The sequence below is a fragment of the Sphingobium sp. SA2 genome (assembly GCF_032227065.1).
Lineage (GTDB): Bacteria > Pseudomonadota > Alphaproteobacteria > Sphingomonadales > Sphingomonadaceae > Sphingobium.
Window position 1 is genome coordinate 371,778 of sequence record NZ_JAPMXX010000006.1, and the last position, 24,799, is coordinate 396,576.

Annotated in this window: 24 protein-coding genes; 10 read left to right on the forward strand and 14 right to left on the reverse strand. The window is 64.5% G+C overall.

Translation table 11 applies throughout. The features are described from left to right. Positions 1 to 21: 21 nt before the first annotated feature. The 3 genes from OVY48_RS09290 to OVY48_RS09300 all read left to right on the forward strand — a co-directional run bounded on the left by OVY48_RS09290 (position 22) and on the right by OVY48_RS09300 (position 2,445). The gene (locus OVY48_RS09290) at positions 22 to 597 is read left to right on the forward strand and encodes a DUF924 family protein (protein WP_313922627.1); all 576 of its coding nucleotides are present in this window, start codon (positions 22 to 24) and stop codon (positions 595 to 597) included. A 158-nt stretch (positions 598 to 755) separates the two neighbouring features. After that, complete coding sequence (locus OVY48_RS09295; RefSeq protein WP_037476545.1) at positions 756 to 1,094, forward strand: P-II family nitrogen regulator; 339 nt, start codon at positions 756 to 758, stop codon at positions 1,092 to 1,094. Positions 1,095 to 1,107: 13 nt separating this feature from the next. Beyond that, on the forward strand, positions 1,108 to 2,445 hold the full coding sequence (locus OVY48_RS09300) for an ammonium transporter (protein WP_313924736.1): 1,338 nt from the start codon (positions 1,108 to 1,110) through the stop codon (positions 2,443 to 2,445). A 230-nt stretch (positions 2,446 to 2,675) separates the two neighbouring features. On the opposite strand, the gene OVY48_RS09305 is transcribed toward OVY48_RS09300, so the two are convergent. The 4 genes from OVY48_RS09305 to crtY form a co-directional block, all read right to left on the reverse strand. Beyond that, complete coding sequence (locus tag OVY48_RS09305) at positions 2,676 to 3,632, reverse strand: phytoene/squalene synthase family protein (RefSeq protein ID WP_313922628.1); 957 nt, start codon at positions 3,630 to 3,632, stop codon at positions 2,676 to 2,678. Between the two features lie 63 nt (positions 3,633 to 3,695). Then, entirely contained in the window at positions 3,696 to 4,277 is a 582-nt protein-coding gene (locus OVY48_RS09310) for a TIGR00730 family Rossman fold protein (protein ID WP_313922629.1), read from the reverse strand. A gap of 5 nt (positions 4,278 to 4,282) precedes the next feature. Then, positions 4,283 to 5,764, reverse strand: a complete 1,482-nt coding sequence (locus OVY48_RS09315; protein ID WP_313922630.1) for a phytoene desaturase — start codon at positions 5,762 to 5,764, stop codon at positions 4,283 to 4,285. After that, positions 5,764 to 6,912, reverse strand: coding sequence for a lycopene beta-cyclase CrtY (crtY, locus tag OVY48_RS09320; protein WP_313922631.1), 1,149 nt, complete (start codon positions 6,910 to 6,912; stop codon positions 5,764 to 5,766). Before crtY ends, OVY48_RS09315 begins: the two co-directional genes overlap by 1 nt. A gap of 119 nt (positions 6,913 to 7,031) precedes the next feature. On the opposite strand from crtY, the gene OVY48_RS09325 reads away from it, so the two are divergent. Both OVY48_RS09325 and dmeF read left to right on the forward strand, forming a co-directional pair. Then, positions 7,032 to 7,304, forward strand: coding sequence for a metal/formaldehyde-sensitive transcriptional repressor (locus tag OVY48_RS09325; RefSeq protein ID WP_037474755.1), 273 nt, complete (start codon positions 7,032 to 7,034; stop codon positions 7,302 to 7,304). Continuing rightward, on the forward strand, positions 7,301 to 8,281 hold the full coding sequence (gene dmeF, locus OVY48_RS09330) for a CDF family Co(II)/Ni(II) efflux transporter DmeF (protein WP_313922632.1): 981 nt from the start codon (positions 7,301 to 7,303) through the stop codon (positions 8,279 to 8,281). The genes OVY48_RS09325 and dmeF overlap by 4 nt, the downstream gene beginning before the upstream one ends. 133 nt (positions 8,282 to 8,414) lie before the next feature. Here dmeF and OVY48_RS09335 read toward each other — a convergent pair whose 3' ends face one another. The 3 genes from OVY48_RS09335 to OVY48_RS09345 all read right to left on the reverse strand — a co-directional run bounded on the left by OVY48_RS09335 (position 8,415) and on the right by OVY48_RS09345 (position 11,315). Next, complete coding sequence (locus OVY48_RS09335; RefSeq protein ID WP_313922633.1) at positions 8,415 to 8,846, reverse strand: TIGR01244 family sulfur transferase; 432 nt, start codon at positions 8,844 to 8,846, stop codon at positions 8,415 to 8,417. Positions 8,847 to 9,173: 327 nt separating this feature from the next. Continuing rightward, complete coding sequence (gene recQ, locus OVY48_RS09340) at positions 9,174 to 10,946, reverse strand: DNA helicase RecQ (protein ID WP_313922634.1); 1,773 nt, start codon at positions 10,944 to 10,946, stop codon at positions 9,174 to 9,176. 48 nt (positions 10,947 to 10,994) lie between these two features. Continuing rightward, positions 10,995 to 11,315, reverse strand: coding sequence for a hypothetical protein (locus tag OVY48_RS09345; protein ID WP_313922635.1), 321 nt, complete (start codon positions 11,313 to 11,315; stop codon positions 10,995 to 10,997). A 38-nt stretch (positions 11,316 to 11,353) separates the two neighbouring features. Here OVY48_RS09345 and OVY48_RS09350 point away from each other — a divergent pair, with 38 nt between their 5' ends. Beyond that, positions 11,354 to 12,478 (forward strand): serine hydrolase, encoded by a 1,125-nt coding sequence (locus OVY48_RS09350; protein WP_313922636.1) that lies wholly within the window; start codon positions 11,354 to 11,356, stop codon positions 12,476 to 12,478. Here the strand turns inward: OVY48_RS09350 and OVY48_RS09355 are convergent. The 6 genes from OVY48_RS09355 to OVY48_RS09380 all read right to left on the reverse strand — a co-directional run bounded on the left by OVY48_RS09355 (position 12,475) and on the right by OVY48_RS09380 (position 19,141). Beyond that, on the reverse strand, positions 12,475 to 13,263 hold the full coding sequence (locus OVY48_RS09355) for a PhzF family phenazine biosynthesis protein (RefSeq protein WP_313922637.1): 789 nt from the start codon (positions 13,261 to 13,263) through the stop codon (positions 12,475 to 12,477). The genes OVY48_RS09350 and OVY48_RS09355 overlap by 4 nt on opposite strands. Positions 13,264 to 13,341: 78 nt before the next feature. Further along, entirely contained in the window at positions 13,342 to 15,123 is a 1,782-nt protein-coding gene (locus tag OVY48_RS09360; RefSeq protein WP_313922638.1) for an SLC13 family permease, read from the reverse strand. A gap of 249 nt (positions 15,124 to 15,372) precedes the next feature. Beyond that, positions 15,373 to 16,443, reverse strand: coding sequence for a chorismate synthase (gene aroC / locus OVY48_RS09365; protein WP_313922639.1), 1,071 nt, complete (start codon positions 16,441 to 16,443; stop codon positions 15,373 to 15,375). After that, positions 16,440 to 17,246, reverse strand: coding sequence for an enoyl-ACP reductase FabI (gene fabI, locus OVY48_RS09370; RefSeq protein ID WP_096060894.1), 807 nt, complete (start codon positions 17,244 to 17,246; stop codon positions 16,440 to 16,442). Before fabI ends, aroC begins: the two co-directional genes overlap by 4 nt. After that, positions 17,243 to 18,208 carry a YihY/virulence factor BrkB family protein gene (locus tag OVY48_RS09375; RefSeq protein ID WP_171899240.1) on the reverse strand — a complete coding sequence of 322 codons (966 nt, stop codon included), beginning with the start codon at positions 18,206 to 18,208 and terminating at the stop codon, positions 17,243 to 17,245. The genes fabI and OVY48_RS09375 overlap by 4 nt, the downstream gene beginning before the upstream one ends. A 15-nt stretch (positions 18,209 to 18,223) precedes the next feature. Next, positions 18,224 to 19,141, reverse strand: a complete 918-nt coding sequence (locus OVY48_RS09380) for a DnaJ C-terminal domain-containing protein (protein WP_313922640.1) — start codon at positions 19,139 to 19,141, stop codon at positions 18,224 to 18,226. A 127-nt stretch (positions 19,142 to 19,268) separates the two neighbouring features. Here OVY48_RS09380 and pdxH point away from each other — a divergent pair, with 127 nt between their 5' ends. Together pdxH and OVY48_RS09390 are read left to right on the forward strand one after the other, a co-directional pair. Continuing rightward, positions 19,269 to 19,844 carry a pyridoxamine 5'-phosphate oxidase gene (gene pdxH, locus OVY48_RS09385; protein ID WP_313922641.1) on the forward strand — a complete coding sequence of 192 codons (576 nt, stop codon included), beginning with the start codon at positions 19,269 to 19,271 and terminating at the stop codon, positions 19,842 to 19,844. A gap of 174 nt (positions 19,845 to 20,018) precedes the next feature. Continuing rightward, on the forward strand, positions 20,019 to 21,350 hold the full coding sequence (locus OVY48_RS09390) for a dicarboxylate/amino acid:cation symporter (protein WP_096060897.1): 1,332 nt from the start codon (positions 20,019 to 20,021) through the stop codon (positions 21,348 to 21,350). An 86-nt stretch (positions 21,351 to 21,436) separates the two neighbouring features. Here the strand turns inward: OVY48_RS09390 and OVY48_RS09395 are convergent, their stop codons facing one another. Next, on the reverse strand, positions 21,437 to 22,108 hold the full coding sequence (locus tag OVY48_RS09395; RefSeq protein ID WP_037476369.1) for a glutathione S-transferase family protein: 672 nt from the start codon (positions 22,106 to 22,108) through the stop codon (positions 21,437 to 21,439). A gap of 185 nt (positions 22,109 to 22,293) precedes the next feature. Between OVY48_RS09395 and acs the strand changes: the two genes are divergently transcribed. Then, the gene (acs, locus tag OVY48_RS09400) at positions 22,294 to 24,237 is read left to right on the forward strand and encodes an acetate--CoA ligase (protein ID WP_313922642.1); all 1,944 of its coding nucleotides are present in this window, start codon (positions 22,294 to 22,296) and stop codon (positions 24,235 to 24,237) included. Positions 24,238 to 24,262: 25 nt separating this feature from the next. Next, a complete protein-coding gene (locus OVY48_RS09405) occupies positions 24,263 to 24,775 on the forward strand; it encodes a cytochrome b (RefSeq protein WP_313922643.1) in 513 nt (170 codons plus the stop codon). Positions 24,776 to 24,799: the final 24 nt, after the last annotated feature.

The window sequence follows — 24,799 nt, forward strand, 5'->3', positions numbered from 1 at the left end:
CGCTCGTCTGTATAGGTCGGTATGAACATGCTCACCGACAGCCATGATGCCGTGACCGCCGACTGGGCCGCAGCCCTGCTCGACTTCTGGTTCAACGAAGTCGGCGAGGCCGGATGGTGGGAGAAAGACCCCGCATTGGACGAGCGCTGCATCGCCCGTTTCGGCGATCTGTGGCAGGAAAAACAGGCATTGCCGCCCGAAGCCTTCCTCGACCGCGCCGATGAGGCCTTGGCTGCGATCCTGCTGTTCGATCAACTGCCCCGCAATATGTTCCGCGATACCGCCCAGGCCTTCGCCAGCGATCCGCTGGCCCGCGATGTCGCGCGCGGGGCGATCGCCCATGGCTATGACGTTCAGATCGGCGGGACCGGGCGGCTCTTCTTCTACATGCCCTTCATGCATAGCGAGGCGCTGGAGGATCAGGAGACGGCGCTGTCCCTGTTCGAAGGGGCGGGCGACGATCATTGGCTCGGCTTTGCGCGTGATCACCACGCGATCATTGAACGGTTCGGCCGCTTCCCGCACCGCAACGCCGCCCTAGGGCGCACGACGCTGCCCGATGAAGAGGCGGCCATCGCAGAAGGCAGCCAATGGTAGGCTGATGCTGCCTGTTTTTTGAGCAGGCACGCGCCGCTGCTCAATTTTTCGGCGCTGCTTTTCGTCGCGCCGCACGCTAAGCCCGTATTAACGCGTCATTAGCAAATTGGCACGCCTCTTGCTGAGTATGTCCCCGCACACCAGTAACAGGGGGCGACATGAAACTTGTCATGGCTATCATTAAGCCGTTCAAGCTCGACGATGTTCGCGAGGCACTATCCTCCCTCGGCATCGCAGGCATGACGGTCAGCGAAGTGAAGGGCTTTGGTCGCCAAAAGGGGCAGACCGAAATTTATCGCGGCGCGGAATATTCCACCAACATGGTTCCCAAGATCAAGGTCGAGGTCGTTTGCGACGACGACCTGGCACCGCGCGTCGTGGAAGCGACGCAGGCGGCCGCCAATTCGGGTGCCATCGGCGATGGCAAGATCTTCGTCCTCGATGTCGGTCAGGCCGTGCGCATCCGCACCGGCGAAACCGGCGAAACCGCGCTGTAAGAAGGGGGGAATGATGACCTTTTCCAAGAAACTTTGCGGGATGGCGGGGGCAGCGGGGCTGTCGCTCTTCGCCGCCCTGCCTGCCTGGGCGCAGGAAGTCGCCGAAGCGGCACCCGCCGCAGCCGTGCCCAATCCGGGCAACAACGCCTGGATGATGACATCGACCGTCCTCGTCCTGCTCATGATCCTGCCCGGCCTAGCGCTGTTCTACGGCGGCCTGACCCGGTCGAAGAATATGCTGGCAACGATGACGCAGATCGGCGCGGCTGCCTGCCTCGCCATGCTCATCTGGGTCATGTACGGCTATGGCCTGGCCTTCGGTCCTGAAGGCAATGCCTTCATTTCGTGGGGCAAATGGTTCCTGGTCGGCGTCACGACCGACAGCACGGCCGCCACCTTCTCCGACGAAGTGATTTCGGAATATGTGTTTGTCAGCTTCCAGATGACCTTTGCCGCCATCACGGCCGCCCTGGTCCTGGGTTCGGTCGTCGAGCGCATGAAATTCTCGGCGGTCATGCTCTTCACCGCCATCTGGCTCACGATCGTCTATTTCCCGATCGCCCACATGGTCTGGGCTGGCGGCGGTCTGCTGTTCGACATGGGCGCGCTGGACTTTGCCGGCGGTACCGTGGTGCATATCAACGCTGGCGTGTCCGCTCTGGTCGCCTGCCTCATCCTTGGCAAGCGTATCGGCTATCCCAAGGAGCCAATGGCCCCGCACAGCATGACGATGACGATGATCGGCACCGGCATGCTCTGGGTTGGCTGGTTCGGCTTCAACGCGGGTTCCGAACTGGAAGCCGACGGCACGGCGGCGCTCGCCATGATCAACACCTTCGTCGCCACCGCGGCAGGGGCGCTGTTCTGGATGCTCGCTGAAAAGGCCCATGGTCACAAGGCTTCGGCTCTCGGCTTCTGCTCCGGCGTGATCGCCGGTCTGGTCGCCGTCACCCCGGCTGCGGGCAATTCGGGGCCATTCGGCGCCATTGTCCTGGGTGCCCTTGCTTCGATCATCTGCTTCTACTTCGTGTCGGTCATCAAGCCCAAGCTTGGCTATGACGACAGCCTGGACGCCTTCGGCATCCATGGTGTGGGCGGCATCGTCGGCGCCATCGGCACCGGCATCGTCTACCAGCCCTTCCTGGGTGGCCCCGGCGACGGTTCGACCGCCATGGGCGCCCAGGTGATGACGCAGATCATCGCCGTGGTCGTCTCCATCGTCTGGGCCTCGGTCGGCACCGCCATCGCCATCTTCATCGCCAAGGCCGTCACCGGTCTGCGGGTGAGCGAAGAAGTCGAGCATCAAGGTCTCGACCTCGGTGAGCACGGCGAGCGCGCCTACAATATGTAAGTTTGGCAGGGCGGGCCGCCCGACCGGGACATGGCCCGCCCGCCCCACCTTGTTCCTCCTGCGAACAGCCCTGGGGCCGGTGCGAAAGCATCGGCCCTCTTTTTTTTGCGCTTGCGGTGAAGGGCATGGCTAGCGGCAATAGGTGCGGTTCCCCGGCGAAGGCCGGGGCCCAGTTCAGACCGTGAGACTGAACCCCGGCCTCCGCCGGGGAACAGCGATGTGCGTTGCGATCAAACGGCCGGGCGCGTCCATAAATACGCAGGCCGGGGCGCATCGGCAGGCCAGCGCCTGGCGCGACCGATCACCTGCATCCCCGCCCGCGCGACCCAGCCCAATTTCGCCGCCTTGGTCGTGATGACGCGCGCGTGCCAGGCCTGTTCGCCCCGGCGCGCGACTTCGCGGGCGATGTCGCCATAGATGCCCGCCGCCGCCAGCACGGCCCAGGCCGCCCGTGGCGGCAGCGCGCCGGTGCCATGGCGCGCGCTCTCCTCATAGGCCGCGGCCATGTCCGCCATGCGCCGCGCCAATATGGCAAGCTGCGGCCGGAGCCAGGGCTTCATATGTTCGCCCGGCGGCATATCCATTTCGGCCAGCCACTCCTGCGGCAGGTAGCAGCGGTCGGCGGCCTCATCCTCGCTGATGTCGCGGGCGATATTGGCAAGCTGGAACGCAAGGCCCAGGTCGCACGCCCGATCGAGCGTCGCCTGATCATCAGGATCGACCCCCATCAGCACCGCCATCATGCAGCCGACCGCGCCCGCGACATGATAGCAATAGCGCAGCATATCGTCCTGGCTACGCGGCCGCCATTCGCGCGCGTCGAGCGCAAAACCTTCGATCAGGTCATGGGCATAGCGGGCGGGAATGGCGCATTCGCGCATCACCACGCCAAAGCCGTCAAAGGCCGGATCGCCGGTCGGTTCGCCGCGCAGCGCCTGATCGGTCATCACCCGGATGGTCGATAGCCGCGCCTGCCCGTCCACGACGCCCTGCAACGTGCCGCCATGGTCCTGCCCGTCAGCGATATCGTCGCATTTGCGGCACCAGGCATAGAGCAGCCAAGCGCGCTCGCGCGTCTGCGGATCGAACAGGGTCGAGGCCATGGCGAAGGATTTGGAGCCGCGCGCAATGCTCTGCTTGGCATGGGCGACGAGCGCGGGGCGGTCGAATATGGGCAGGTCGGTCATGCCATCGCCATGCCCTGCCCGCCTGCCCAAGTCATCCCCTATCCCTATGCCTGCGCTACAGGATCAGAGCCGATCCGCCTTCATCGCAAAGATGGTCTCATGTGGCTGATAGGCGGCCAGCGCGTCGAGCAATTCGTCAATGCCCTGGGCATGGATCAAAATCCCGGCATGTTGCGCGCGGATGAAGCCCGCTTCCACCATCTGCCGGTTGAAGCCGATCAACTGGTCATAAAAGCCCGCGACATTGAGCAGTCCGACCGGCTTTTGATGATAGCCCAATTGCGCCCAGCTGATCGCCTCCCACAATTCGTCCATCGTGCCAACCCCGCCGGGCAGCGTGATGAAGCCGTCCGACAGGTCGGTGAAGAGTTGCTTGCGCTGGTGCATCGTCTGGACGACGTGCAACTCCGTGCAGCCGCGATGCGCCACTTCCGCGCCGACCAGGGCTTCGGGTATCACGCCGATCACCTCGCCGCCCGCCTCCAGCGCCGCATCGGCGACCGCGCCCATCAGGCCGAGCCGCCCGCCGCCATAGACGAGGCCGATGCCCCGTTCCGCCAGCGTGCGGCCCACCATGCGCGCCGCGTCGATATAGGTCAGGTCGGCCGGCGTCGCCGAACCGCAATAGACCGCCAGTTTCTTCATCGTCTCTAACCCAGATCTTCCAGCATCAGCGCAGCGGTTGCCTGGGCGCTGCCCACCACGCCGGGGATGCCCGCGCCGGGATGGGTGCCGGCCCCTACCAGATAGAGATTGGGAATGACATCGTCGCGATTATGCGCGCGGAACCAGGCGCTCTGCGTCAGCAACGGCTCCAGGCTGAAAGCGCTGCCCAGATGCGCATTGAGGTCGCGGCCGAAATCGGTCGGCGCATAATGGAATTGCGTGACGATGCGCGATCGGATGTCGGGGATCAACCGATGCTGGATCTCGTCCAAGATACGCTCGGCATAGGCGGGCGCAAACTGGTCCCAGTCGATCGGCAGCTTGCCCATATGCGGCACCGGCGCGAGCGCGTAGAAGGTCGAATGACCTTCGGGTGCCATCGACGGATCAGTGACGGTCGGGTGGTGCAGATAGAGCGAGAAATCCTCCGGCAACACGCCATGATCATAAATATCGGTGAGCAGTCCTTCATAGCGCGGCCCGAACAGGATCATATGATGCGGAATGCCGGGCCAACTGCCCTTGATGCCGAAATGCAGCACGAACAGGCTGGGCGACCAGCGCTTGTTGGCGAGTTTCCCGCCCTGCTTCTGTCCCCGTGGATGATGGCCCAGCAGGTCGCGATAGCTGTGCATCAGGTCGGCATTGCTGGCGACCGCATCAGCCTCCCCGCGCCAGCCCGACGCGGTGTGGACGGCGGTGACCTTGTCACCATAGGTTTCGATGCGGGTGACCTTGTCGCCCAGCCGCAACGTGCCGCCCAGCCGCTCGAAATGGGTCGCCATCCCCTCGACCAGCTTGTTGGTGCCGCCCTTGGCGAACCACACGCCACCATCCTTTTCCAGCTTGTGGATCAGGGCATAGATGGCACTGGTCTTCATCGGATTGCCGCCGACCAGCAACGTGTGGAAGGACAGCGCCTCGCGCAGCTTTTCATTCTTCACATAGGAAGACACGACCGAATAGACCGACCGCCACGCCTGGTAGCGGGCCAGCGCCGGGGCGGCCTTGATCATCGAGGCGAAGTCGAGAAAGGCGACCGATCCGAGCTTGCGATAGCCCTCTTCGAACACGCCCGCGGCATAATCGAGGAAGCGTTCATAGCCCGCGACATCGCCCGGATCGAGCTTGGCGATCTCGGCACGCAGCGACACTTCGTCATTGCTGTAATCGAAATTGGTGCCATCGCGCCAGTTGAGCCGGTAGAAGGGGCTGACCGGCATCAGCGTCACATCCTGCGCCATGTCATGGCCGGACAGGCGCCACAGCTCGTTCAGGCAATCGGGGTCGGTGATGACGGTCGGCCCGGCGTCGAAGGTGAAGCCGTCCTTCTGCCACATATAGGCGCGGCCGCCGGGGCGATCGCGCGCCTCGACCAGCGTGGTGTCGATGCCCGCGGACTGCAGGCGGATGGCTAGCGCCAAGCCGCCAAAGCCCGCGCCGATGATTATCGCTTTCCTGGTCATCAGGCGGGCGGATTCAGCAATGTTCGCATGGCATCCCTTATGGGCACGGGGGGGCGTCCGCACAAGATGCGGACGCGATCGGTAATGGTGGAACGTCCGGCGTAGAAACGCTGGATGAGGGGCGCGCGCAGGCCGTAGAAGCGCGCGAAGATACGCCAGCGCTGGTCGGGGATCGCCGCACCGAACAGCATCTTGCCAAGCAGCCGGTAATAGCCGCCGCTGCGCCAATGCGCCGCCGCATGGGCGCGCGTGACGGTCGCCAACTGGTCAAGCGGCTGATCGACCAGCCAGGTGGCGAACCGCACCGCGTCGGGCAGCGAATAGCCGGTCATCGGCTGGAACAGCCCGGCCCGCACGCCCGCGCGCGCCACCGGATCATCCTTGGGCCAATAAAGATCGAAATCGCCGCCATGGACCACGGGCAACACACCCTGTTCGCGGTGGATCACCGTGCCGGTCCAGCCCTTGTCGCTGGCATAGGCGGCGATACGCGCGTCGATGGCGGCCACGTCCAGGTCGGACGTGTCGCTATAATAAGTATCCTCGATGAAGATCGTATGATCGTCCCATGGCAGCAGATAGACGAAGCGATAGCCATCCATCTGCTCGACCGTCGCATCCATGATCACCGGCCGTTCAATGCCATGCGGCGCATCGAGCCGCAGGGCATGACCGACGAATTTCTGCCAGCCACAGCGCAGCGGCGACAGGTCCGCCGCGCCGCGCGCATCGATCACCGCCCCTGCGTCGATCTCCCGCTCGTCCGTCAGGCGGACACTGGTCGGCGTGACGGCAGCGACGCTCGCGCCCGTCATCGTCACATCGCCCAGCGTTGCCCGGACATGGGCGTCGAGCCGAGGCGAGGCGATGCTGTTATAGGGGGTGTCGAGGCGGCGACGATGCCCTGGAAAGCGGACCTCATGCCCCTGTGCCCAGCGATGGGTGACGAGCGGATCAATGAGCCAGCGGTCCTGCGCGGCCACGTCGCCATCAAAGAAGGACCAGATATGGTTGCCGCCAATCGCTGTGCCGCTTTCGATCAGCCGGACACGGACATCGGGCCGCTTTGCCGCGAAGGCAAGCGCGATCAGGCTGCCGGACAGGCCGCCGCCAAGGATCGCCAGATCGCAGTCCAACCGGTTCGTCATCGCTCCCTGTTAGGCGAGGGGGGCTGGCAAAGCCATGGCCGAAGTGGGAGCAAGCTATGGTTTTTAGGGCAGGTGATGGGCCTTGTCGCGACCGCGCCCATAGTATAGGGGGCTACCCTATGCATATAGTCGCGGATCGAGACAAATTACTGGCGCGGGTGCGCCGGATCGCGGGGCAGGTCGCCGCCGTCGAGCGTCAACTGACGGGCGAGGCGGGCTGTTCGGAAACATTGCAACTGGTCGCTTCGGTGCGCGGCGCGGTCGGCAGCCTGATGGAGGAACTGATCGAGCAGCATATGCGCGAGCATGTCGCCTGCCCCGGCCTGTCCGACGAGGCGCGCGCCGCGGCTGCCGAAGAAATGCTGGCGCTGATCCGCCGTTACGGGAAATGACGATGCACGACGATCACTCTCACGGCACCGGGCACGGCCACGCCCATCACGACCACGCGCCATCGCCCGCCAGCATGGATGGCGAGGACAGCCATTATTTCGACCATATCTATCTGTCGGACGGGCATGACAAAAATGCCCGGCGGACGCTGTGGGTCGTGTGGCTGACCGCCGCGACCATGGTGGTGGAGATCGTCGCGGGCTGGATGACCGGCTCGATGGCGCTGCTCGCCGATGGTTTCCACATGGCGACCCATGCGGGTGCGCTCGCCGTGGCGGCGGCGGCCTATCGCTATGCGCGGCGGCACGCGCGCAATCCGCGCTTCACCTTCGGCACGGGCAAGGTCGGCGACCTGTCGGGCTTTGCGTCGGCGCTGCTGCTCGGCGTCATGGCGCTGTTCATCGCGATCGAATCGGGGATGCGCTTCCTGGAACCGGTGCAGGTCGCGTTCGGCGAAGCGACGCTGGTGGCGATCGTCGGCCTCATCATCAACATCATCAGCGCGTTTTTGCTGGGCCATGACCATAGCCATGATCATGGACACGGGCATGGCGACGATCATCAGCATGGCCATGCCGACAATAATCTGCGCGCCGCCTATGTCCATGTGCTGACCGACGCGTTGACATCGGTGCTGGCGATCGCGGCGCTGCTCGCCGGGCGCTATCTCGGCTGGTGGTGGCTCGACCCGGCGGTCGGCATATTGGGGTCGATCGTCATCGCGCGCTGGGCCTGGGGCCTGATGAAGGACACCGCCGCCATCCTGCTCGACACCGCCGAACCCGCGCTGACCGCCAAGGTCCGCGCGCTGGCGGAAGCCGAAGGCGCCACCATCCGCGACCTTCACGTCTGGCGCATCGGCCCCCACGCCCACGCCGTCATCCTCAGCCTCGCCCCCGGCGCGAATGGTGCCGCCGTCCGCGCGCGCCTGCACGCGCTCCCCCGCATGGCCCATGTAACGGTCGAGTGCGGGTAGGCCTCAGCCAAACCCCTTCTCCCCAGCGGGGAGAAGGATAGGAAGCCTTGGTGCCAAAGGCACCTAGGCGCAGTTGGAAGAGGGGGCTCGACGCTGATGTAGCGCGCTATCGTGAGGCCTCACCCGACCCCTCTCACTGCCCCTTCACCGCATCCATGATCTGCGGCACCGGCGCGATGTCATAGCCGGCCGCCGCCGCCTGTGCCGCCAGCACGTCGCCATCGTCTCCCGCGCGCGCGCGGGTCAGCGCCCAGAGTAATGTGCTGCGCGTGCCCGACCGGCAATAAGCGAGCATCTTGCCGCCTGCCTCGGTCTGTTCCAGCGCGCTTGCCATCTCGTCCAGTTGCCAGGGCGCGAAACCGCCATGCGCCACCGGCACCGCGACATAGGCGATGCCCGCCGCCTTGGCTGCGGCTTCGATCGCCGCGCCATTGACCTGTCCCGGTTCCTCGTCATCGGGGCGGTTGTTGACGATGATCGTCACGCCCTGCGCCTTGGCGTCGGCCACCTGATCCAGAGTGATCTGCGGCGAAACGAGGATGCGGTCGGTCAATTTGCGGAACATGGGGCTTCTCCTTTGGCACAGGCCATGCGCCGGTCAGGGTCAGGATTCAAGAGCGGCCTCTTCCTCCCGTCGTTGTGCAAAGCCCTTCCAATGTAGGATTTCCGATGATCTACACTGTCGAATGGAACACGCTCGCACCCCACCCTGCCCTGCATCCCGGATCGACCGTCGCGTGCCTGTCGCGTCGCAGGCGCGTCACTGTCGCGCCGGTGTCGCGTTACCGGGTCTCCGGACGCCCTTTACCGGCACTTTTCCGGCGCAATCGGCCGAAAAATGCGCCCACGACATCGTGAACTTGAATGCGACGCGGACCTGTGACCCTTGGCGCTACAGAAACGGCCGAATCGCCGCCAGAAAGGCGTCGCCCCACGCATCCAGCTTCTTCTGCCCCACGCCGCTGATCGTGCCGAGATCGCGGATCGAGGACGGCCGCTGCTCGGCCATTTCGCGCAGCGTCGAGTCATGGAAGATCACATAGGGCGGCACGCCCGCCTCCTGCGCCAGTTCGCGGCGGCAGGCGCGCAGCGCGTCGAACAGCGGATCGCCGACCGGGTTCGCGTCGGCGCCGTTGCGGGCATTGCGCGACCGTCGCTCGCGTTTGGGCGGCACCAGGATGCGGACTTCTTCCTCCCCGCGCAGGATGGGCCGCGCATTGGGGCCAAGCATCAGCCCGCCATGCTCGGTGGTCTCCAGCGCGTCGCGCACCAGCAGCGCGCGCGACACGGGACGCAGCAGCACGATCTCGTCCCCGGACACGATGCCATGGACCGAAATCTTGTCATGGCCACGCTCGCGTACCTTGTCGTTGGGGGCGCCGGTCAGCACCGCCTCGATATGACCGGACCCGAAACTCTGGCCGGTGCGATAGACGGCGGACAGATATTTGCGCGCCGTCTCGGTCGCGTCGATGCTGGCGGGCGGCGAGAGGCAATTGTCGCAATTGCCGCAGGTGGCGGGCGGATCTTCGCCGAAATGGCGCAGCAAGATGGCGCGGCGGCAGGTCGCGGTCTCGACCAGCGCGCCCAGCGCCGCGATCCGCGTGCGCTCGCCCTGCTGGCGGCTCTGCTCCAATTCCATGATCCGCTGGCGGGCGCGGGCGAAATCCTCCGCCCCCCAGAAAAGATGCGCGACCGCCGGTTCGCCGTCGCGGCCCGCACGGCCCGATTCCTGATAATAGCCCTCGATCGACTTGGGCAGCCCGGCATGCGCGACGAAACGCACGTCAGGCTTGTCGATCCCCATGCCGAACGCGACCGTCGCGACCATCACCATATCCTCGCTGGCGATGAAGGCGGACTGGTTGGCGGCACGCACCTTGGGGTCCAGCCCGGCATGATAGGCGCGCACGGCGCGACCGCCCCGCCCCAGCGTTTCAGCGAGTTTCTCGGTCGCGGCGCGGGTCTGGGCATAGACGATGCCGGGGCCGGGATTGGCGGCGACGAGATCGGCCAATTGCCGCGTCAGGCCATCGCGGGGATGGACGGCATAGCGGATATTGGGCCGGTCGAAGCCCGAAATGATGAGGCCATCGTCGGGAATGCCGAGTTGGACGAGAATATCCTTGCGCGTATGCGCGTCGGCCGTGGCGGTCAGCGCCAGCCGGGGGACATCGGGAAATTCGTCGAGCAGCGGGCGCAGCAGGCGATAGTCGGGGCGGAAATCATGGCCCCATTCGGACACGCAATGCGCTTCGTCGATCGCGAACAGCGCGACCCTGGCCGATCGCAGCAGATTGCGAAACCCCTCTTGGCTGGCACGTTCAGGCGCGACATAGAGCAGGTCGAGATCGCCGTTGCGCAACCGGTCCTGCGTCTCGCGCCAGTCGGCATCGACGCTGGTCAGACTGGCGGCGCGAATGCCGACGGCGGTGGCGGCGCGCAACTGGTCGTGCATCAGCGCGATCAATGGCGAGACGACGACGCAGCAGCCGTCGAGTGCGACCGAGGGCAATTGGTAGCAGAGCGACTTGCCCGCCCCGGTCGGCATGATGGCCAGCGTCGGCTGGCCCGCCATGACACGCGCGACCACCTGTTCCTGCACCCCGCGAAAGCGGGTGAAGCCGAAAATGTCGTGAAGGAGCGTGGGAATGTCGGGCCGCATGACGCGGCCTTAGCCGGGGAAAGCGCGGGGGGCCAGCCTTGCCGCCGCTTATGGGACGGGATCGAGCAGGCAGCCCCAGCCGGGCCGATAGCGCGCGGTGCGCGTGGCGATCAGGGGCACGCGGGCCTCGACCGCCTTGTCTTCGGGCCGGTCGGTCAGGGTGACGAGCGCCATGCCCGGCTCCTTGTCGTCCTCGCAACTGCCCATCGCCCGCCCTTCGACATAGCGGCACGAACAGGCGAGGCGCGCGCCATAGGCGGTGCCCAGTTCTGCCTGACCGCGCAAACCGCTCCAATGCCAGCCAAGCACGGCGAGCAGCGACAGGATAAGCACAAGGGCAAGATAAATGATCGTCCGGCGGCCCGGCATATTCCCGACTCGGTTGGGGATGGCTAAGGGCGCGGCTTATGAAGATCGAATGGAACAGCGTAAAGCGGCTTGGCCTTGGCGCCGCCCTGGTGGCCCTTGTCGGCGCGGGCGGGCTGTGGCGCGTGCGCGCGGCCGACCCGCAGCCGCTCTACCATGTGGCGCGCGACGCGACAGTGGGCGAGGCTGCGCTGCGCGCCGCGATCGACCCCTTGTTCGAGGACGAAGCGATGGGCGACACCCGCGCGCTGCTGGTGATGCGCGATGGCGAAATCGTCGCGGAACGCTATGCGCCGGGTTTCGGGCCGGACACGAAACTCCTGTCCTGGTCGATCGCCAAGAGCGTGACGGCGGTATTGGTGGGCCTGATGGTGGCGGACGGACGGCTGGCGATCGACGCGCCGGTGCCGGTGGCGGCATGGAGCCAGCCAGGCGACCCGCGCGGCAAGATCACGCTGCGCCAATTGCTCCAGATGACCAGCGGCCTCGATCATGTCGAGGATGGCGAACCGATCCAGAGCGGCGACACGGTGCGGATGCTGTTCACCGACGGCGCGCAGGACATGCGCGCCTATGCCGAGGCGAAACCGCTGGGGCAGGCACCGGGCGCCCACTTCGCCTATTCGACCGGCAGCAGCATCATCCTGTCCGACCTGATGACGCGGATGCTGACCAACAGCGGCGATCCCGACGTGCGGCGCCGGGCCATGGCGATGTTCATCGACGGCCGGTTGAAGGCACCGGGCAAGCTGCCCAGCCTGACGCCCGAATATGATGCGGCGGGCACGATGATCGGCGGCAGCATGATGCATATGACCGCGCGCGACTATGGCCGCTTTGGCGAATTGCTGCGGCGGCAGGGGCGCGGCCCCAGCGGGCATCAGATATTGCCGGAAAAATGGGTCGACTTCATGCGCACGCCGTCGAAACGCAACCCCGCCTATGGCGCGCACCTTTGGCTCAACCGCGAAGGCAGCGAAAGCGCGCTGATGCCGGGCATCGCCCCCGCCAGCCTGTTCGGCTGTGTGGGGCATAATGGCCAATATATCTTGGTGTCGCCCAGCCAGCGGCTGACCGTGGTGCGGATCGGCATGTCGCCGGAAAAAGAACAAAGGGTCGCGGTGAAGGCGGCGCTGGCGCGGGTGATCGGGCTGTTTCCGGGCTAGAGGTGGAAGCGGCCCTCGATCACCGTACGGCACTGGCCGGTAAGGATCACCCGGTCGCCATCGAGGGTGCAGCCAAGCCGACCGCCGCGCGCCGACGCCTGAAACGCGCTGAGGGTCGTCTTGTTGAGGCGCTTGGCCCAAAACGGGGTGAGCAGGCCATGGGCGGACCCCGTGACGGGATCTTCATCCACGCCGCCGCCCGGCACGAAGACGCGGCTGACGATATCGCTGTCCTCACCCAGCGCGGTGGCGATGAGCATGACGTCCCCCTGCGCCTTCAACGCCGCGAAGTCGGGCGCGAGCGCGCGGACCGCAGCGGCGTCAGGGAAGAGGAAGAGGCTGTAGCCACCATCCCGCCAATGCGACTCGACTGGAGTGCCCCCCAGCCCTGCCGCCAGTTCCGGCAAAGCACGGGGCGCCATATCCCAGGCCGGAAGCGACAGCGCATAGCCATCGCCAGCGCGCGATACGGTCAACATGCCCGCATGGCGCGTGCGAAAACGCACCACATCTCCCTGCCCCATCAGCACATGGCCGCTGGCGAGCGTAGCATGGCCGCACAATTTCACTTCGACGGTGGGCGTGAACCAGCGCAGCGCATGGTCCGCCTCCGGGTCATCGGGCGTCGCCAGCGTGAAGGCGGTCTCGGACAGGTTATTCTCCGCCGCAATGGCCTGAAGCGTGGCATCGTCGAGCCAGGCGTCGAGCGGCATCACCGCGGCCGGATTGCCGGTGAAAGGGGCATCGGCGAAAGCATCGACCTGAGTGAAGGGCAGGCTGGTCATAGTAAGTTCCTCATCATTCGCCACGGGTCTGGCGGAGGCATGGCCCTGCGAACAGAGCCAGCCCAACCGGATTGGCGCTTAACCCAGCAGTACCAGCGCACTGCAAACGGCGATGCCCACGACGATGTTGATCGGCACGCCAATCCGCACGAAATCGGCAAAGCGATAATCGCCCGCAGCATAGACCAGCGCATTGGTCTGATAGCCGATCGGCGTCGCGAAACAGGCCGATGCGCCGATCATCAGCGCAATGATGAGCGGCCGGGGATCGACGCCCAGTTGCTGCGCGATCGCGATGATGATGGGCGTCAACAGGGCCGCCACCGCATTGTTGCTGAGCAGTTCGGACAGGATCAGCGCGAAGAAATAGATGAGGAAAACCAGCGACCAGGCGGGTGCATTTTGCAGCAGCGGGGTGATCCAGCCGACCATCAAGGCGACGCTGCCCGCCTGTTCGAGCGCCAGCCCGACCGCCAGCATGGCGAAGATCAGGATCAGCACGTCGCCGTCGATCGCGCCCCAGGCCTCTTCCGGGTCGATGCAACGGCTGAGCAGGATGACACCCACGGCGATGACGGCAGCCAATCCAATGCCGATGACGTCGAGCGCCGAAAGCAGGACCACGCCTGCCATCGCAACGATCGCAATCCATGCCTTCTTGCGGCGGAAGGCGCGCACCCGGCTGACATCGACGCCGATCAGATGCGGATTGTCGCGCAACGACCGCATCGCATCGTCGCTGCCTGCAATCAGCAGACGGTCGGCACCGCGCACCCGCGTATTGGACAGGTCGGGTCCGGACAAATGGCGCGCGCGATGAATGCCGATGATCCGCACGCGCAACGCATGGAGGAAGGGAATATCCGCCAGCCGCTCGCCAATGGAAGGATGGCTGGGCGCCACCATTGCCTCCACGACCGTCCCCTCCTGCCCCGACGTGCGCGAATCGGCGGCAATGCCGAGGTCGAAGTCCCCCGCCTCCCGCAATGTCATGATCGCCGCGCCATCGGCGCGGACGATCAGCCTGTCGCCGCTATGCAGTTCTTCTTCCATCAGCTCGCGGCGACGAATGTCACCGCCGCGCTTGATACCGAGCAGCTTGACCGACCGCCCGAACATGCCGAGCGTACTGACGTCTCGACCGACCAGATCGCTATCCTGCGGCACCACCAGTTCGGTCAGATAATCCTGCACATTGCCGCCATTTTCTCCGGCAATGGTAGGCGGGTCGCTTGGCAGCAGGAAGGACAGCAGCAGCAGCGCGCCGACGCCCGCCACTGTCCCGGCCAGGCCGTAAAGCGTGATGTCGAAAATGCCGAAGGGGGCCATGCCCTGGTCTGCGGCAATGCCCGCGACGATCAGATTGGTCGACGTGCCGACGAGCGTCAGGCAGCCGCCCAGCACCGCGACGGTGTTCATCGGGATCAGCAGCTTCTTGACCGGGTAACCGGTCGCCTGCGCGAGTTTGAACATGATCGGGATCAGGATCACGACCACGGGCGTATTGTTGAGGAACGCCGACAGGATGATCGTGCCGATAGCGACTTCGGCCAGGGCGAGCCGGGGACGCTTTTCCGCGCGCGTCATGATGAGGTCGGCGACGCGGCTGATGACACCGGTGCGGATCAACGCGCCCGACAGGATGAACATCGCTCCGACAGTCAGCGGCGCACTGTTGGAAAAGACCGAAAACATCGCCTTTTCATCCAGCATGCCAAGCAGCGCAAAAACGCACGCGCCCACCACCGCGATCACCGTGGGCGAATAGCGTTCGCGCACGAAAGCGATGAACATGGCGGCCAGAATCGCCAGGCCGATTTCAGCCCGATACACGCCCAGCAGCGCGGTGATAAAATGCATGATGCCGCTGTCCCCAACAAGATTGGCGCTGGCCGCCGATCTTGCCGGGCTGAAACGAAATGGGCCAGCCATGGTTGCATGACTGGCCCGTATCGCGGCGGTCAGGGGACGTTTTGACCGTCAATCCGCGCGATGCGTGGTGACGCTCCCCAGGCTTACGCTCTGCCGCTTGCCCGTCGAGCGGGCTATGGCGTCATTCTATCGTAACAAAAGTGAGTCGTCTCGCTTTTTTACGGTCGGTTCGGCGCGTCATTCCCCGCATTGGGCGCGGTGAAGCAATTTCTGGTCGGCCAGCACCAGCGCCATCATCGCTTCGACCACGGGCACACCGCGGATGCCGACACAGGGGTCATGGCGGCCCTTGGTGATGATGTCCGAAGCCTCGCCCTCGCGCGTCACGGTTTCGACCGGGATCAGGATCGAACTGGTGGGCTTGAAGGCGACGCGCAGCTTGATCGGCTGGCCGGTGGCGATGCCGCCCGCAATGCCGCCTGCATGATTGGCGAGGAAGGTCGGTCCATCGGGACCGGGGCGCATCGGGTCGGCATTTTGCTCGCCCCGCAGGCTGGCGGCGGCAAACCCGTCGCCAATCTCGACGCCCTTGACCGCGTTGATGCTCATCATCGCGGCGGCCAGTTCGCTATCGAGCTTGGCATAGAGCGGTGCGCCCCAACCGGCCGGAACGCCACTGGCGACGCATTCTACGATCGCGCCGAGTGAGGAGCCGTCAAGCCGGGCATCGTCCACCAGCTTTTCCCAGCGTATGGCCGCCTCCGGGTCGGGACAGAAAAAGGGGTTCTGCCCGATCTGCGCCGCGTCGAAATTGTCATAGTCGATCGCGTCGCCGCCGATCGCGCTGACATAGGCGAAGATATCGACATCAGGGATGACGGCGCGCGCTACCGCGCCTGCCGCGACCCGCGAGGCGGTTTCCCGCGCCGACGATCGCCCGCCGCCGCGATAGTCGCGAAAGCCATATTTAGCATCATAGGAATAGTCGGCATGACCGGGTCGATACGCCTTGGCGACGTCGGAATAATCCTTGGATCGCTGATCGGTATTCTCGATTATCAGGCTGATCGGCGTGCCCGTCGTCCGCCCCTCGAACACGCCCGACAGAATGCGAACCTCATCCGCCTCGCGGCGCTGGGTGGTGAATTTGGACGTGCCGGGCTTGCGCAGGTCGAGCCAGGGCTGGATGTCCGCTTCGCTGAGCGGCAGACCGGGCGGGCAGCCGTCCACGACCGCGCCGATCGCCGGACCATGGCTCTCGCCCCAGGTGCTGAAGCGGAACATGCGACCGAATGTGTTGACGCTCATTTGTCGAGCGCGATGTCCGGGGCGTCTTCGGCTTTCATGCCGATGACATTATAGCCTGCATCGACATGGTGGATTTCGCCGGTCACGCCGCTGGCCAGATCCGACAGCAGATACAGGCCCGCGCCGCCCACATCCTCGATCGTCACATTGCGGCGCAGCGGGGCGTTCAGTTCGTTCCACTTGAGGATATAGCGGAAGTCGCCGATGCCGCTGGCCGCCAGCGTCTTGATCGGGCCGGCCGAGATGGCATTGACGCGGATATTTTCGCGACCCAGATCCATCGCCAGATATTTGACGCTGGTTTCCAGCGCCGCCTTGGCCACGCCCATGACGTTATAATGGGGAATGACCTTTTCCGCGCCATAATAGCTCAGCGTCAGTATGCTGCCGCCATTGGGCATCAGCGCGCGGGCGCGGCGCGTGACTGCCACGAAACTGTAAGCAGACACATTCATGGTCATCAGGAAATTGTCGAGGCTGGTATCGACATAGAGGCCGCGCAGTTCATTCTTATCCGAAAAACCAATCGCATGAACGACGAAATCGAGCGTGCCCCAGCGCGCCTCAATCTCCGCAAAGGCGGCGTCGAGCTTGTCCATGTCCGTCACGTCGCAATCGATCAGGAAGTCCGATCCTACCTGCTCCGCCAAAGGACGGACCCGCTTGGCGAGCGCATCGCCCTGATAGGAAAAAGCCAGTTCAGCGCCCTGTTCATGCAAGGATTTGGCAATGCCCCAAGCCAACGACTTGTCGTTCGCCAGACCCATGATGAGGCCGCGTTTACCCGCCATCAAGCCGTTCATATCTTCGTTCCGTTCCCTTGGTCTTCGGGCAGCAAGGCCACTTCCTCTTCGGGAAATTCCGCCAGCGCCGCATTCAATTCCGCGCCAATTACCACGCCAAGCCCGACTAGGAAGAAAAAAATGAGCGTGATCATGACGCCGGCCAGGCTGCCATAGGTCCGATCATAGCCGCCCAGCAGCGACAAGGTGGGCGGCAGAAGGAGCGTCGTGCCATACCACCAGAGCGATGTCGCGACCGCGCCGGGCCATTTGGGGAAGCGACGATCCTTGTATAATGTCGGCGTCAGCGACACGAACAGCGACCAGAGCGCCACGCAGACGATGACCATCGGCACCAGTTTCGCCGACGCGACGAGCGCGATGGCATCATCGGCCCAGGGAAGGAGATGGGTCAGAAACTGGTCGATGCCCGTGATCACCACCTGGAGCGAAAAGGCGAACATCACCGCCACGACGCTGGCCAAAGTGATACCGACCGCGCTCAGCCGATAATGCCAGAAGGATTTGGTGCTTTTGGTGCCATAGGCACGGCGCAATATGTCGCGGATGGTTTCGATGAGGCTGCCGACGGTCCACAGACCCACGAACCCGCCCAGCCAGAGCAAGGGACCGGACCGGGCATTGAGCACATCGCTGATCGGTTGGCGCACGACATCGGCGACGCCGCGGGGAACCGTCGTCAGGAAGGCGTTGACCGCGGCCAGGCCATCTTCGGTGCGGCCGAAGATACTCGCCACCGCCGCTGCGACGATGAAGAAGGGGAAAAGCGTCATCAGCGAGAGATAGGCAAGATTCCCGGCGTGAATGAAGCCATCGCTATAGGTGCCGACAGCGACCCGCTTCATCACCTCGAACGCTTGCGATCCGGGGCGCACCCGCTTCATCTGGCGATGGAAATGGGCGCGTGTCCGTGCCGCCATATGGCGGCGGGATTCGGGCGTATAGGGCGAATTCAGCGGCATCCGCCCCCTAACGCCTCAAACGCCGAGATGGGCACGCACGGGTCGGCTGTCCTGCCAGCTTTCGACCAGCGCCCGGATCGCCGGATCATCGGCAGGCACATCGATTTGCAGGGTCACAAGCTGATCCCCCCGCGCGCCGTCCTTGCCGGTAAAGCCCTTGCCCCGCAGCCGCAGCGTCTTGCCCGACGTCGCACCCGTCGGCACGCCCAGCATCACCGCGCCATCGACAGTGGGCACCTTGACCTTGCCACCCTTGACGGCCTCGTCGAGCGTGATCGGCAGGTCGAGCAGGACATTGTCGCCATCGCGGGTGAAGAAGGGATGGGGCTTCACCTCGATCGTGACGATCGCGTCCCCTGCGCCCCCCGGCCCCGCCTGCCCCTTGCCCGACAGGCGCATCTGCGTGCCGGTTTCGACCCCGGCGGGCAGTTTGAGGTCGATGGTCTTGCCATCTTGCAGCGTGATCCGCTGGGGCGCCAAAGTCGCAGCATCGGTGAACTGCACCGCCAGGCGATAGGCGACATTCGCACCCTTGGACGGCGGCGCCTGTCGACCAAAACCACCGCCACCCGCACGGCGACCCGCGCCGCCGAACAAGCCTTCGAAGATATCGCCGAAATCCGCGCCGCCCTGATCGAAACCGCCGCCGCCGGGCTGGCCTCGAAAACCGCCGCCTCCGCCACCGCCGCCAAAGCCGAAGGGCGCGGTCGGATTGCCATCGCCGTCAATCTCGCCCCGGTCGAACCGGGCGCGCTTGTCCTTGTCGGACAACAGATCATAGGCGTTGGTAGCGGCAGAAAACTTCTCCGACGCCTTGGGATTGTCCTTATTCTTGTCGGGGTGCAGTTCCTTGGCCAGCTTGCGATAGGCCGACTTGATCTCTGCCTCGGTCGCGCCGCGCGCAACGCCAAGGGTGGAATAGGGATCAGCCATCGATACTCTGGTGCCTCTTGTTCTGGGACAGGGATTTGCCGTCCTATGTGGCGAAAGCGGCGCGTCGGTTCAAGTTGCGCAATAGCCCGTATCGACACTAGCACATCGCCCGCCTAGACAGTGGGGCATGATCGATCCCTTTGCCTTATTCGACGACTGGTACAGCCAAGCGCGTGAAACCGAAATCAACGACAGCAACGCCATGGCGCTGGCCACCGCCGATGCGCGTGGTTGTCCTTCCGTCCGCATGGTCTTGTTGAAGGGCCATGGACCGGATGGCTTCATCTTCTACACCAATTTCGAAGGGCGCAAGGCGGGCGACCTGGCCGAAAATCCCCATGCTGCCCTGCTCTTCCACTGGAAATCGATGCGGCGACAGATACGGATCGAAGGGGCGGTTGGCCCGGTCGACGATGCCACGGCCGATGCCTATTTCGCGACGCGCAGCCGCGACAGCCAGCTAGGCGCCTGGGCCTCCGACCAGTCCCGCCCCCTGCCCTCGCGCGAAATCTTCATGGCCCGGTTCGAAGAAGCCAATGCGCGGTTCGAAGGCCAGCCCGTGCCACGTCCACCCCATTGGTCGGGGTTCCGCCTCGCCCCTGAGCGTATCGAATTCTGGCAGGATCGCGAACATCGGCTGCACGAACGCCGCCTGTTCACACGGGACGATGCGGGATGGACCGAAGGGCTACTCTACCCCTGACGGGCGCGGATTGCACCGTTTGGGATGAACCGATGCGCGGAAAGCGGCGGCTTGTTCGTCTATCTCCAGGCGAGGGCCGCACGCCGATTGCGGGTGGCCGATGCGCCTGTTAGGTGTTCCCTGACGGTTGTAATAATATTGCGAGCCGCGTCCGCGCGGCTCATGAGGGAATAGATGCGCAACAGACTGACGGCCTTCATCCTCACCGGCATGGTCCTTGGGGTGATCGTAGGGTTCGCCGCGAACCTGTGGGTGGGTGGCGACGAAACGCTGGCCAAGCAGGTCGCGGGCTATTTCCACCTGCTGGCCGACATCTTTCTGCATTTGATCAAGATGATCATCGCGCCGCTGGTCTTTTCCACGTTGGTCGCGGGCATCGCCCACATGGGCGACAGCGCAGCGCTGGGGCGCATCGGCGGGCGGGCGCTGGCCTGGTTCGTCATCGCCAGCCTGATTTCGCTGACGCTCGGCCTCATCTTCGTCAATTTCTTCGCGCCGGGCGAAGGGCTGAACCTGGTCCGCAATGGAGCGGAGTCGGGCGTGAATACCGAATCGCTCAATTTCCGGGACTTCATTCTGCATGTCTTTCCTACGTCCATGGTCGGCGCGATGGCGGAAAATTCGATCCTCCAGATCGTCGTCTTCTCGCTGTTCGTCGGCGTCGCGCTGACCGCGATCGGCGAGAAGGGCAAACCCATCGTGGGCGTGATCGAGGCGATGGTCGAACTGATGCTGCAGGTGACGGGCTATGTGATGCGCGTCGCGCCCTTCGCGGTGTTCGGTGCCTTGGCGTCGGTGATCACCACCGAAGGGCTGGGCGTGCTGGTCACGTTCGGCGAGTTGATCGGCGAATTCTACATCGCGCTTTTCTGCCTCTGGCTGCTGCTGTTCGCGGCGGGATCGGTGTTCCTGGGCAAGCGGATGTTCACGCTGATCCGCTATGTCCGCGAACCGATCCTGATCGCCTTCTCCACCGCCTCGTCGGAAGCCGCCTATCCCAAGATGCTGGAACAGCTCGATCGGTTCGGCGTGCCGCGCCGCATCTATAGCTTCGTGCTGCCGCTCGGCTACAGCTTCAACCTCGACGGCTCGATGATGTATGCGACCTTCGCGACGATCTTCATCGCGCAAGCCTATGGCATCGACCTGCCGATCGCGACGCAGATCACGATTCTGCTGGTGTTGATGGTGACCAGCAAAGGCATCGCCGCCGTGCCGCGCGCATCCTTGGTGGTGGTCGCCGCGACGCTGGGCCAGTTCGACCTGCCGGTCGAGGGCGTAGCCTTCATCCTGGCGGTCGATCACTTCATGGACATGGGCCGCACCGCAACCAACGTGCTGGGCAACGCCATCGCCACGTCGGTCATCACCAAATGGGAAGGAATGCTGGAGGTCGAGGAACCCATCGACGTCCCCCATCCCAAAGCCCCCGCCCACACCGCCGCGCATGGCCGCGCGGGGCTGGAACTGGCATCCGACATGGTGGACGAGGACAAGAAGGGGTAGGCTGCTTTCGGTCCGCGGGCGACGTTTTCAGCATCGTCCAGCCGTTCGTGACGGCGGCAAGCCGACCATAATATTGCCAGACGCTCTTAAAAATCAGGCTTTTCATAATGGGGCGGCGGCGCGATCACTTCCATCCGCTCGGACAATAGCGGGCGGAAGGACGGGCGCGACTTGAAGCCGGCATACCAGCGCCGCACCGGCTCATGCCCCTGCCAGTCGATCCCGCCCAGATAGTCCGCGACCGACAGATGCGCCGCCGCCGCGATGTCCGCGAGGCTGAGCGTACCGCCTGCCATCCAGCTACGATGGTCGAGCAGATAGTCCATATAATCCATATGCACATTCGCGCGCTTCATCGCTTCGCGCAGGATGCGGGCTTCGGGCGGCGCGCGCTCGATCAGCCGTTTCTTCATCCGTTCGTGCAGCAGCGGGCCGACCACGTCGCCATAGAAATTCTGGTCGAAAAAGGCGGTCAGCCGCCGCACTTCAGCGCGCCCGGCGGCGGTGCCGGAAATCAGCGGCACCTTTTCCACCGTTTCCTCGAAATATTCGCAGATCGCCTGGCTGTCGATCAGGGTCAGACCCTTGTCATGATCGGCCATGACCGGCGTGGTGCCAGCCGGATTGAGGTCGAGAAATTCGTCGCGCATCGCCCAGGGCGATTCGCGGACCAGATCATAGCCGATCCCCTTTTCGCCCAGCAGCAGCCGGACCTTGCGAGAGAAGGGGCAAAGCGGAAATTGATAAAGCAGCCACATAGGCGATCCTTGTTAGGCGCGCGCGGGTCGGGGGGGAAGCGGCAAAATGGCGGAAGCCGCCTCAACAATTTCGGTCATATCGTCCAAAAGCATGGCAAGAAACGGCATGGTCCGACCTTCCGATCCGCCGGGCGGGACGATAGAAGAGACTGCGATAATGATTACGCGATGGAAAGGATGCCCCCATGCCTGACGATTTCTTCCCGGTGCCGGGGGACTGGGCCAGCAGCGCGCTCATGGACCGGGCCGCGCGTGATGCCGACTATGCGCGTTCGATCGAGGCGCCCCACGACTATTGGCTGGAGCGTGCCCACCGGCTCGACTGGATCACGCCGCCGACCAAAAGCGACGAAAGCAGCTTTGCCGAGGCGGATTTCGGCATCCAATGGTTCGCGGACGGGGTGCTCAACGTCAGCGCCAACTGCATCGATCGCCATCTGGCGACGCGCGGCGATCAGGTCGCGATCCTGTGGGAACCGGACAGCCCCGACGAGGCACCGCGCCGCTACACCTATCGCCAACTCCATGAAGAAGTGTGCCGTTTCGCCAATGTCCTGAAAAGCGCTGGCGCGCGCAAAGGCGACCGCATCACCATCTATATGCCGATGATCCCGGAGGCCGCCATCGCCCTGCTCGCCTGCGCGCGGATCGGCGCGGTGCATAGCGTGGTGTTCGGCGGCTTTTCGCCCGAAGCGCTGGCGGGCCGCATCATCGATTGCGATTCGACGCTGGTCATCACCGCTGACGAAGGCCGCCGCGCGGGCAAGACTGTGCCCCTGAAAGCCAATGTCGATGCCGCGCTCAAACATTGCCCCGGCGTCAGGCATGTCGTGGTCGTGCAGGCGACCGGCGGCGCGGTGACGATGGCGGAGGGCCGCGACCTGTGGCTGCATGAGGCGGCGGCGAGCGTGGAGGCCGACTGCCCGCCCGAACCCATGCAGGCCGAAGACCCGCTGTTCATCCTCTACACGTCGGGATCGACCGGCAAGCCCAAGGGCGTGCTGCACACATCGGGGGGCTATCTGCTCTGGGCCGCGCTCACCCATGAACTCTGCTTCGACTATCGGCCCGGCGACATCTACTGGTGCGCGGCCGATATCGGCTGGGTCACGGGGCACAGCTATATCGTCTATGGCCCGCTGGCGAACGGCGCGACGACGCTGATGTATGAAGGCGTGCCCAACTGGCCGAGCCCAGCGCGGATGTGGGAAGTGGTGGACCGGCATCAGGTCCAGACCCTCTTCACCGCCCCCACCGCGCTGCGCGCGCTGATGAAGGAAGGCGACGCCCATGTGAAGGCGATCAGCCGCGCCTCGCTGCGCCTGCTCGGCACCGTCGGCGAACCGATCAACCCGGAGGCATGGCGCTGGTATCATGGCGTCGTGGGCGAAGGCCGCTGCCCGATCATCGATACCTGGTGGCAGACTGAAACAGGCGGCGCGATGATCGCGCCGATGCCGGGCGCCACCGACCTCAAGCCCGGTTCCGCCACCTTGCCCATGCCGGGCGTGATGCCGCAGATCGTGGATACCGAAGGCAAAGTGCTGGACGGCGCGACCGAGGGCAATCTGGTCATCGCGCGTAGCTGGCCGGGGCAGATGCGGACCGTCTATGGCGACCATGACCGCTTCTTCCAGACCTATTTCACCACCTACCCCGGCAAATATACCACGGGCGATGGCGCACGCCGCGATGCGGACGGCTATTATTGGATCACGGGCCGCGTTGATGACGTCATCAACGTATCGGGCCATCGCATGGGCACGGCCGAGGTCGAAAGCGCGCTAGTGCTGCACGAAAGCGTCGCCGAAGCGGCCGTTGTCGGCTTCCCCCATGATATCAAGGGCCAGGGCATCTATGCCTATGTTACGCTGAACGCCGAGATCGAACCCAGCGACGATCTGCGCCAAAGGCTGGTCAAATGGGTCCGCAGCGAAATCGGCCCGATCGCCACCCCCGACGTCATCCAGTTCGCGCCTGGCCTGCCCAAGACCCGTTCGGGCAAGATCATGCGCCGCATCCTACGTAAAATTGCGGAAGGCGAAGTGTCCGCACAGGCGCTAGGCGATACCAGCACCCTGGCCGATCCTTCGGTGGTGGACAATCTGGTCGCCAATCGTCACGGTTAGGAAACGAACAGAAGGAAGCGCTGCCATGGACCGCTATAATGGAGTCGCCCGCGCCCTGCATTGGGCCATGGCCTTGCTCATCATCCTCGCCCTGGTGCTTGGCATCGGCCATGATGCGCTGCCCAAAGATTGGGCGGTGATCCCGATCCACAAGTCGATCGGGCTGACCGTCCTGGCGCTGACTTTGGTGCGGATCGTCTGGCGGCTGGCCAATCCCGCGCCGCGCTTGACCGTCGCCATGCCCGGTTGGGAAAAAGGAGCGGCGCACGCCACCCACGCGCTCTTCTATATCTTCATGATCGTGCTGCCCCTGTCGGGCTGGATCATGACGTCGGCGGGCACGCGACCCTTGAACTGGTTCTTCCTGTTCGACGTCCCCAAATTTCCAGTGACCAAGGGCGACTTGATCGTCGATCTGGCGGGCGAAGGGCATGAGATTATGGGCTTTGTCTGGGCGGCGTTGATCCTGCTCCATATCGGCGCGGCGCTGCGGCATCATTATCTGCTCAAGGACAATGTGATGCGGCGGATGCTGTAGGCACCCGCCGACCAACGGGCGTTC

What these genes read in the sequence shown, in the direction of transcription:
- OVY48_RS09290 (WP_313922627.1), top strand. Translation starts at nt 22, where the DNA reads ATGAACATGCTCACCGACAGCCATGATGCCGTGACCGCCGACTGGGCC.
- OVY48_RS09295 (WP_037476545.1), top strand. Translation starts at nt 756, where the DNA reads ATGAAACTTGTCATGGCTATCATTAAGCCGTTCAAGCTCGACGATGTT.
- OVY48_RS09300 (WP_313924736.1), top strand. Translation starts at nt 1,108, where the DNA reads ATGACCTTTTCCAAGAAACTTTGCGGGATGGCGGGGGCAGCGGGGCTG.
- OVY48_RS09305 (WP_313922628.1), bottom strand. Translation starts at nt 3,632, where the DNA reads ATGACCGACCTGCCCATATTCGACCGCCCCGCGCTCGTCGCCCATGCC.
- OVY48_RS09310 (WP_313922629.1), bottom strand. Translation starts at nt 4,277, where the DNA reads ATGAAGAAACTGGCGGTCTATTGCGGTTCGGCGACGCCGGCCGACCTG.
- OVY48_RS09315 (WP_313922630.1), bottom strand. Translation starts at nt 5,764, where the DNA reads ATGACCAGGAAAGCGATAATCATCGGCGCGGGCTTTGGCGGCTTGGCG.
- crtY (WP_313922631.1), bottom strand. Translation starts at nt 6,912, where the DNA reads ATGACGAACCGGTTGGACTGCGATCTGGCGATCCTTGGCGGCGGCCTG.
- OVY48_RS09325 (WP_037474755.1), top strand. Translation starts at nt 7,032, where the DNA reads ATGCATATAGTCGCGGATCGAGACAAATTACTGGCGCGGGTGCGCCGG.
- dmeF (WP_313922632.1), top strand. Translation starts at nt 7,301, where the DNA reads ATGACGATGCACGACGATCACTCTCACGGCACCGGGCACGGCCACGCC.
- OVY48_RS09335 (WP_313922633.1), bottom strand. Translation starts at nt 8,846, where the DNA reads ATGTTCCGCAAATTGACCGACCGCATCCTCGTTTCGCCGCAGATCACT.
- recQ (WP_313922634.1), bottom strand. Translation starts at nt 10,946, where the DNA reads ATGCGGCCCGACATTCCCACGCTCCTTCACGACATTTTCGGCTTCACC.
- OVY48_RS09345 (WP_313922635.1), bottom strand. Translation starts at nt 11,315, where the DNA reads ATGCCGGGCCGCCGGACGATCATTTATCTTGCCCTTGTGCTTATCCTG.
- OVY48_RS09350 (WP_313922636.1), top strand. Translation starts at nt 11,354, where the DNA reads ATGAAGATCGAATGGAACAGCGTAAAGCGGCTTGGCCTTGGCGCCGCC.
- OVY48_RS09355 (WP_313922637.1), bottom strand. Translation starts at nt 13,263, where the DNA reads ATGACCAGCCTGCCCTTCACTCAGGTCGATGCTTTCGCCGATGCCCCT.
- OVY48_RS09360 (WP_313922638.1), bottom strand. Translation starts at nt 15,123, where the DNA reads ATGCATTTTATCACCGCGCTGCTGGGCGTGTATCGGGCTGAAATCGGC.
- aroC (WP_313922639.1), bottom strand. Translation starts at nt 16,443, where the DNA reads ATGAGCGTCAACACATTCGGTCGCATGTTCCGCTTCAGCACCTGGGGC.
- fabI (WP_096060894.1), bottom strand. Translation starts at nt 17,246, where the DNA reads ATGAACGGCTTGATGGCGGGTAAACGCGGCCTCATCATGGGTCTGGCG.
- OVY48_RS09375 (WP_171899240.1), bottom strand. Translation starts at nt 18,208, where the DNA reads ATGCCGCTGAATTCGCCCTATACGCCCGAATCCCGCCGCCATATGGCG.
- OVY48_RS09380 (WP_313922640.1), bottom strand. Translation starts at nt 19,141, where the DNA reads ATGGCTGATCCCTATTCCACCCTTGGCGTTGCGCGCGGCGCGACCGAG.
- pdxH (WP_313922641.1), top strand. Translation starts at nt 19,269, where the DNA reads ATGATCGATCCCTTTGCCTTATTCGACGACTGGTACAGCCAAGCGCGT.
- OVY48_RS09390 (WP_096060897.1), top strand. Translation starts at nt 20,019, where the DNA reads ATGCGCAACAGACTGACGGCCTTCATCCTCACCGGCATGGTCCTTGGG.
- OVY48_RS09395 (WP_037476369.1), bottom strand. Translation starts at nt 22,108, where the DNA reads ATGTGGCTGCTTTATCAATTTCCGCTTTGCCCCTTCTCTCGCAAGGTC.
- acs (WP_313922642.1), top strand. Translation starts at nt 22,294, where the DNA reads ATGCCTGACGATTTCTTCCCGGTGCCGGGGGACTGGGCCAGCAGCGCG.
- OVY48_RS09405 (WP_313922643.1), top strand. Translation starts at nt 24,263, where the DNA reads ATGGACCGCTATAATGGAGTCGCCCGCGCCCTGCATTGGGCCATGGCC.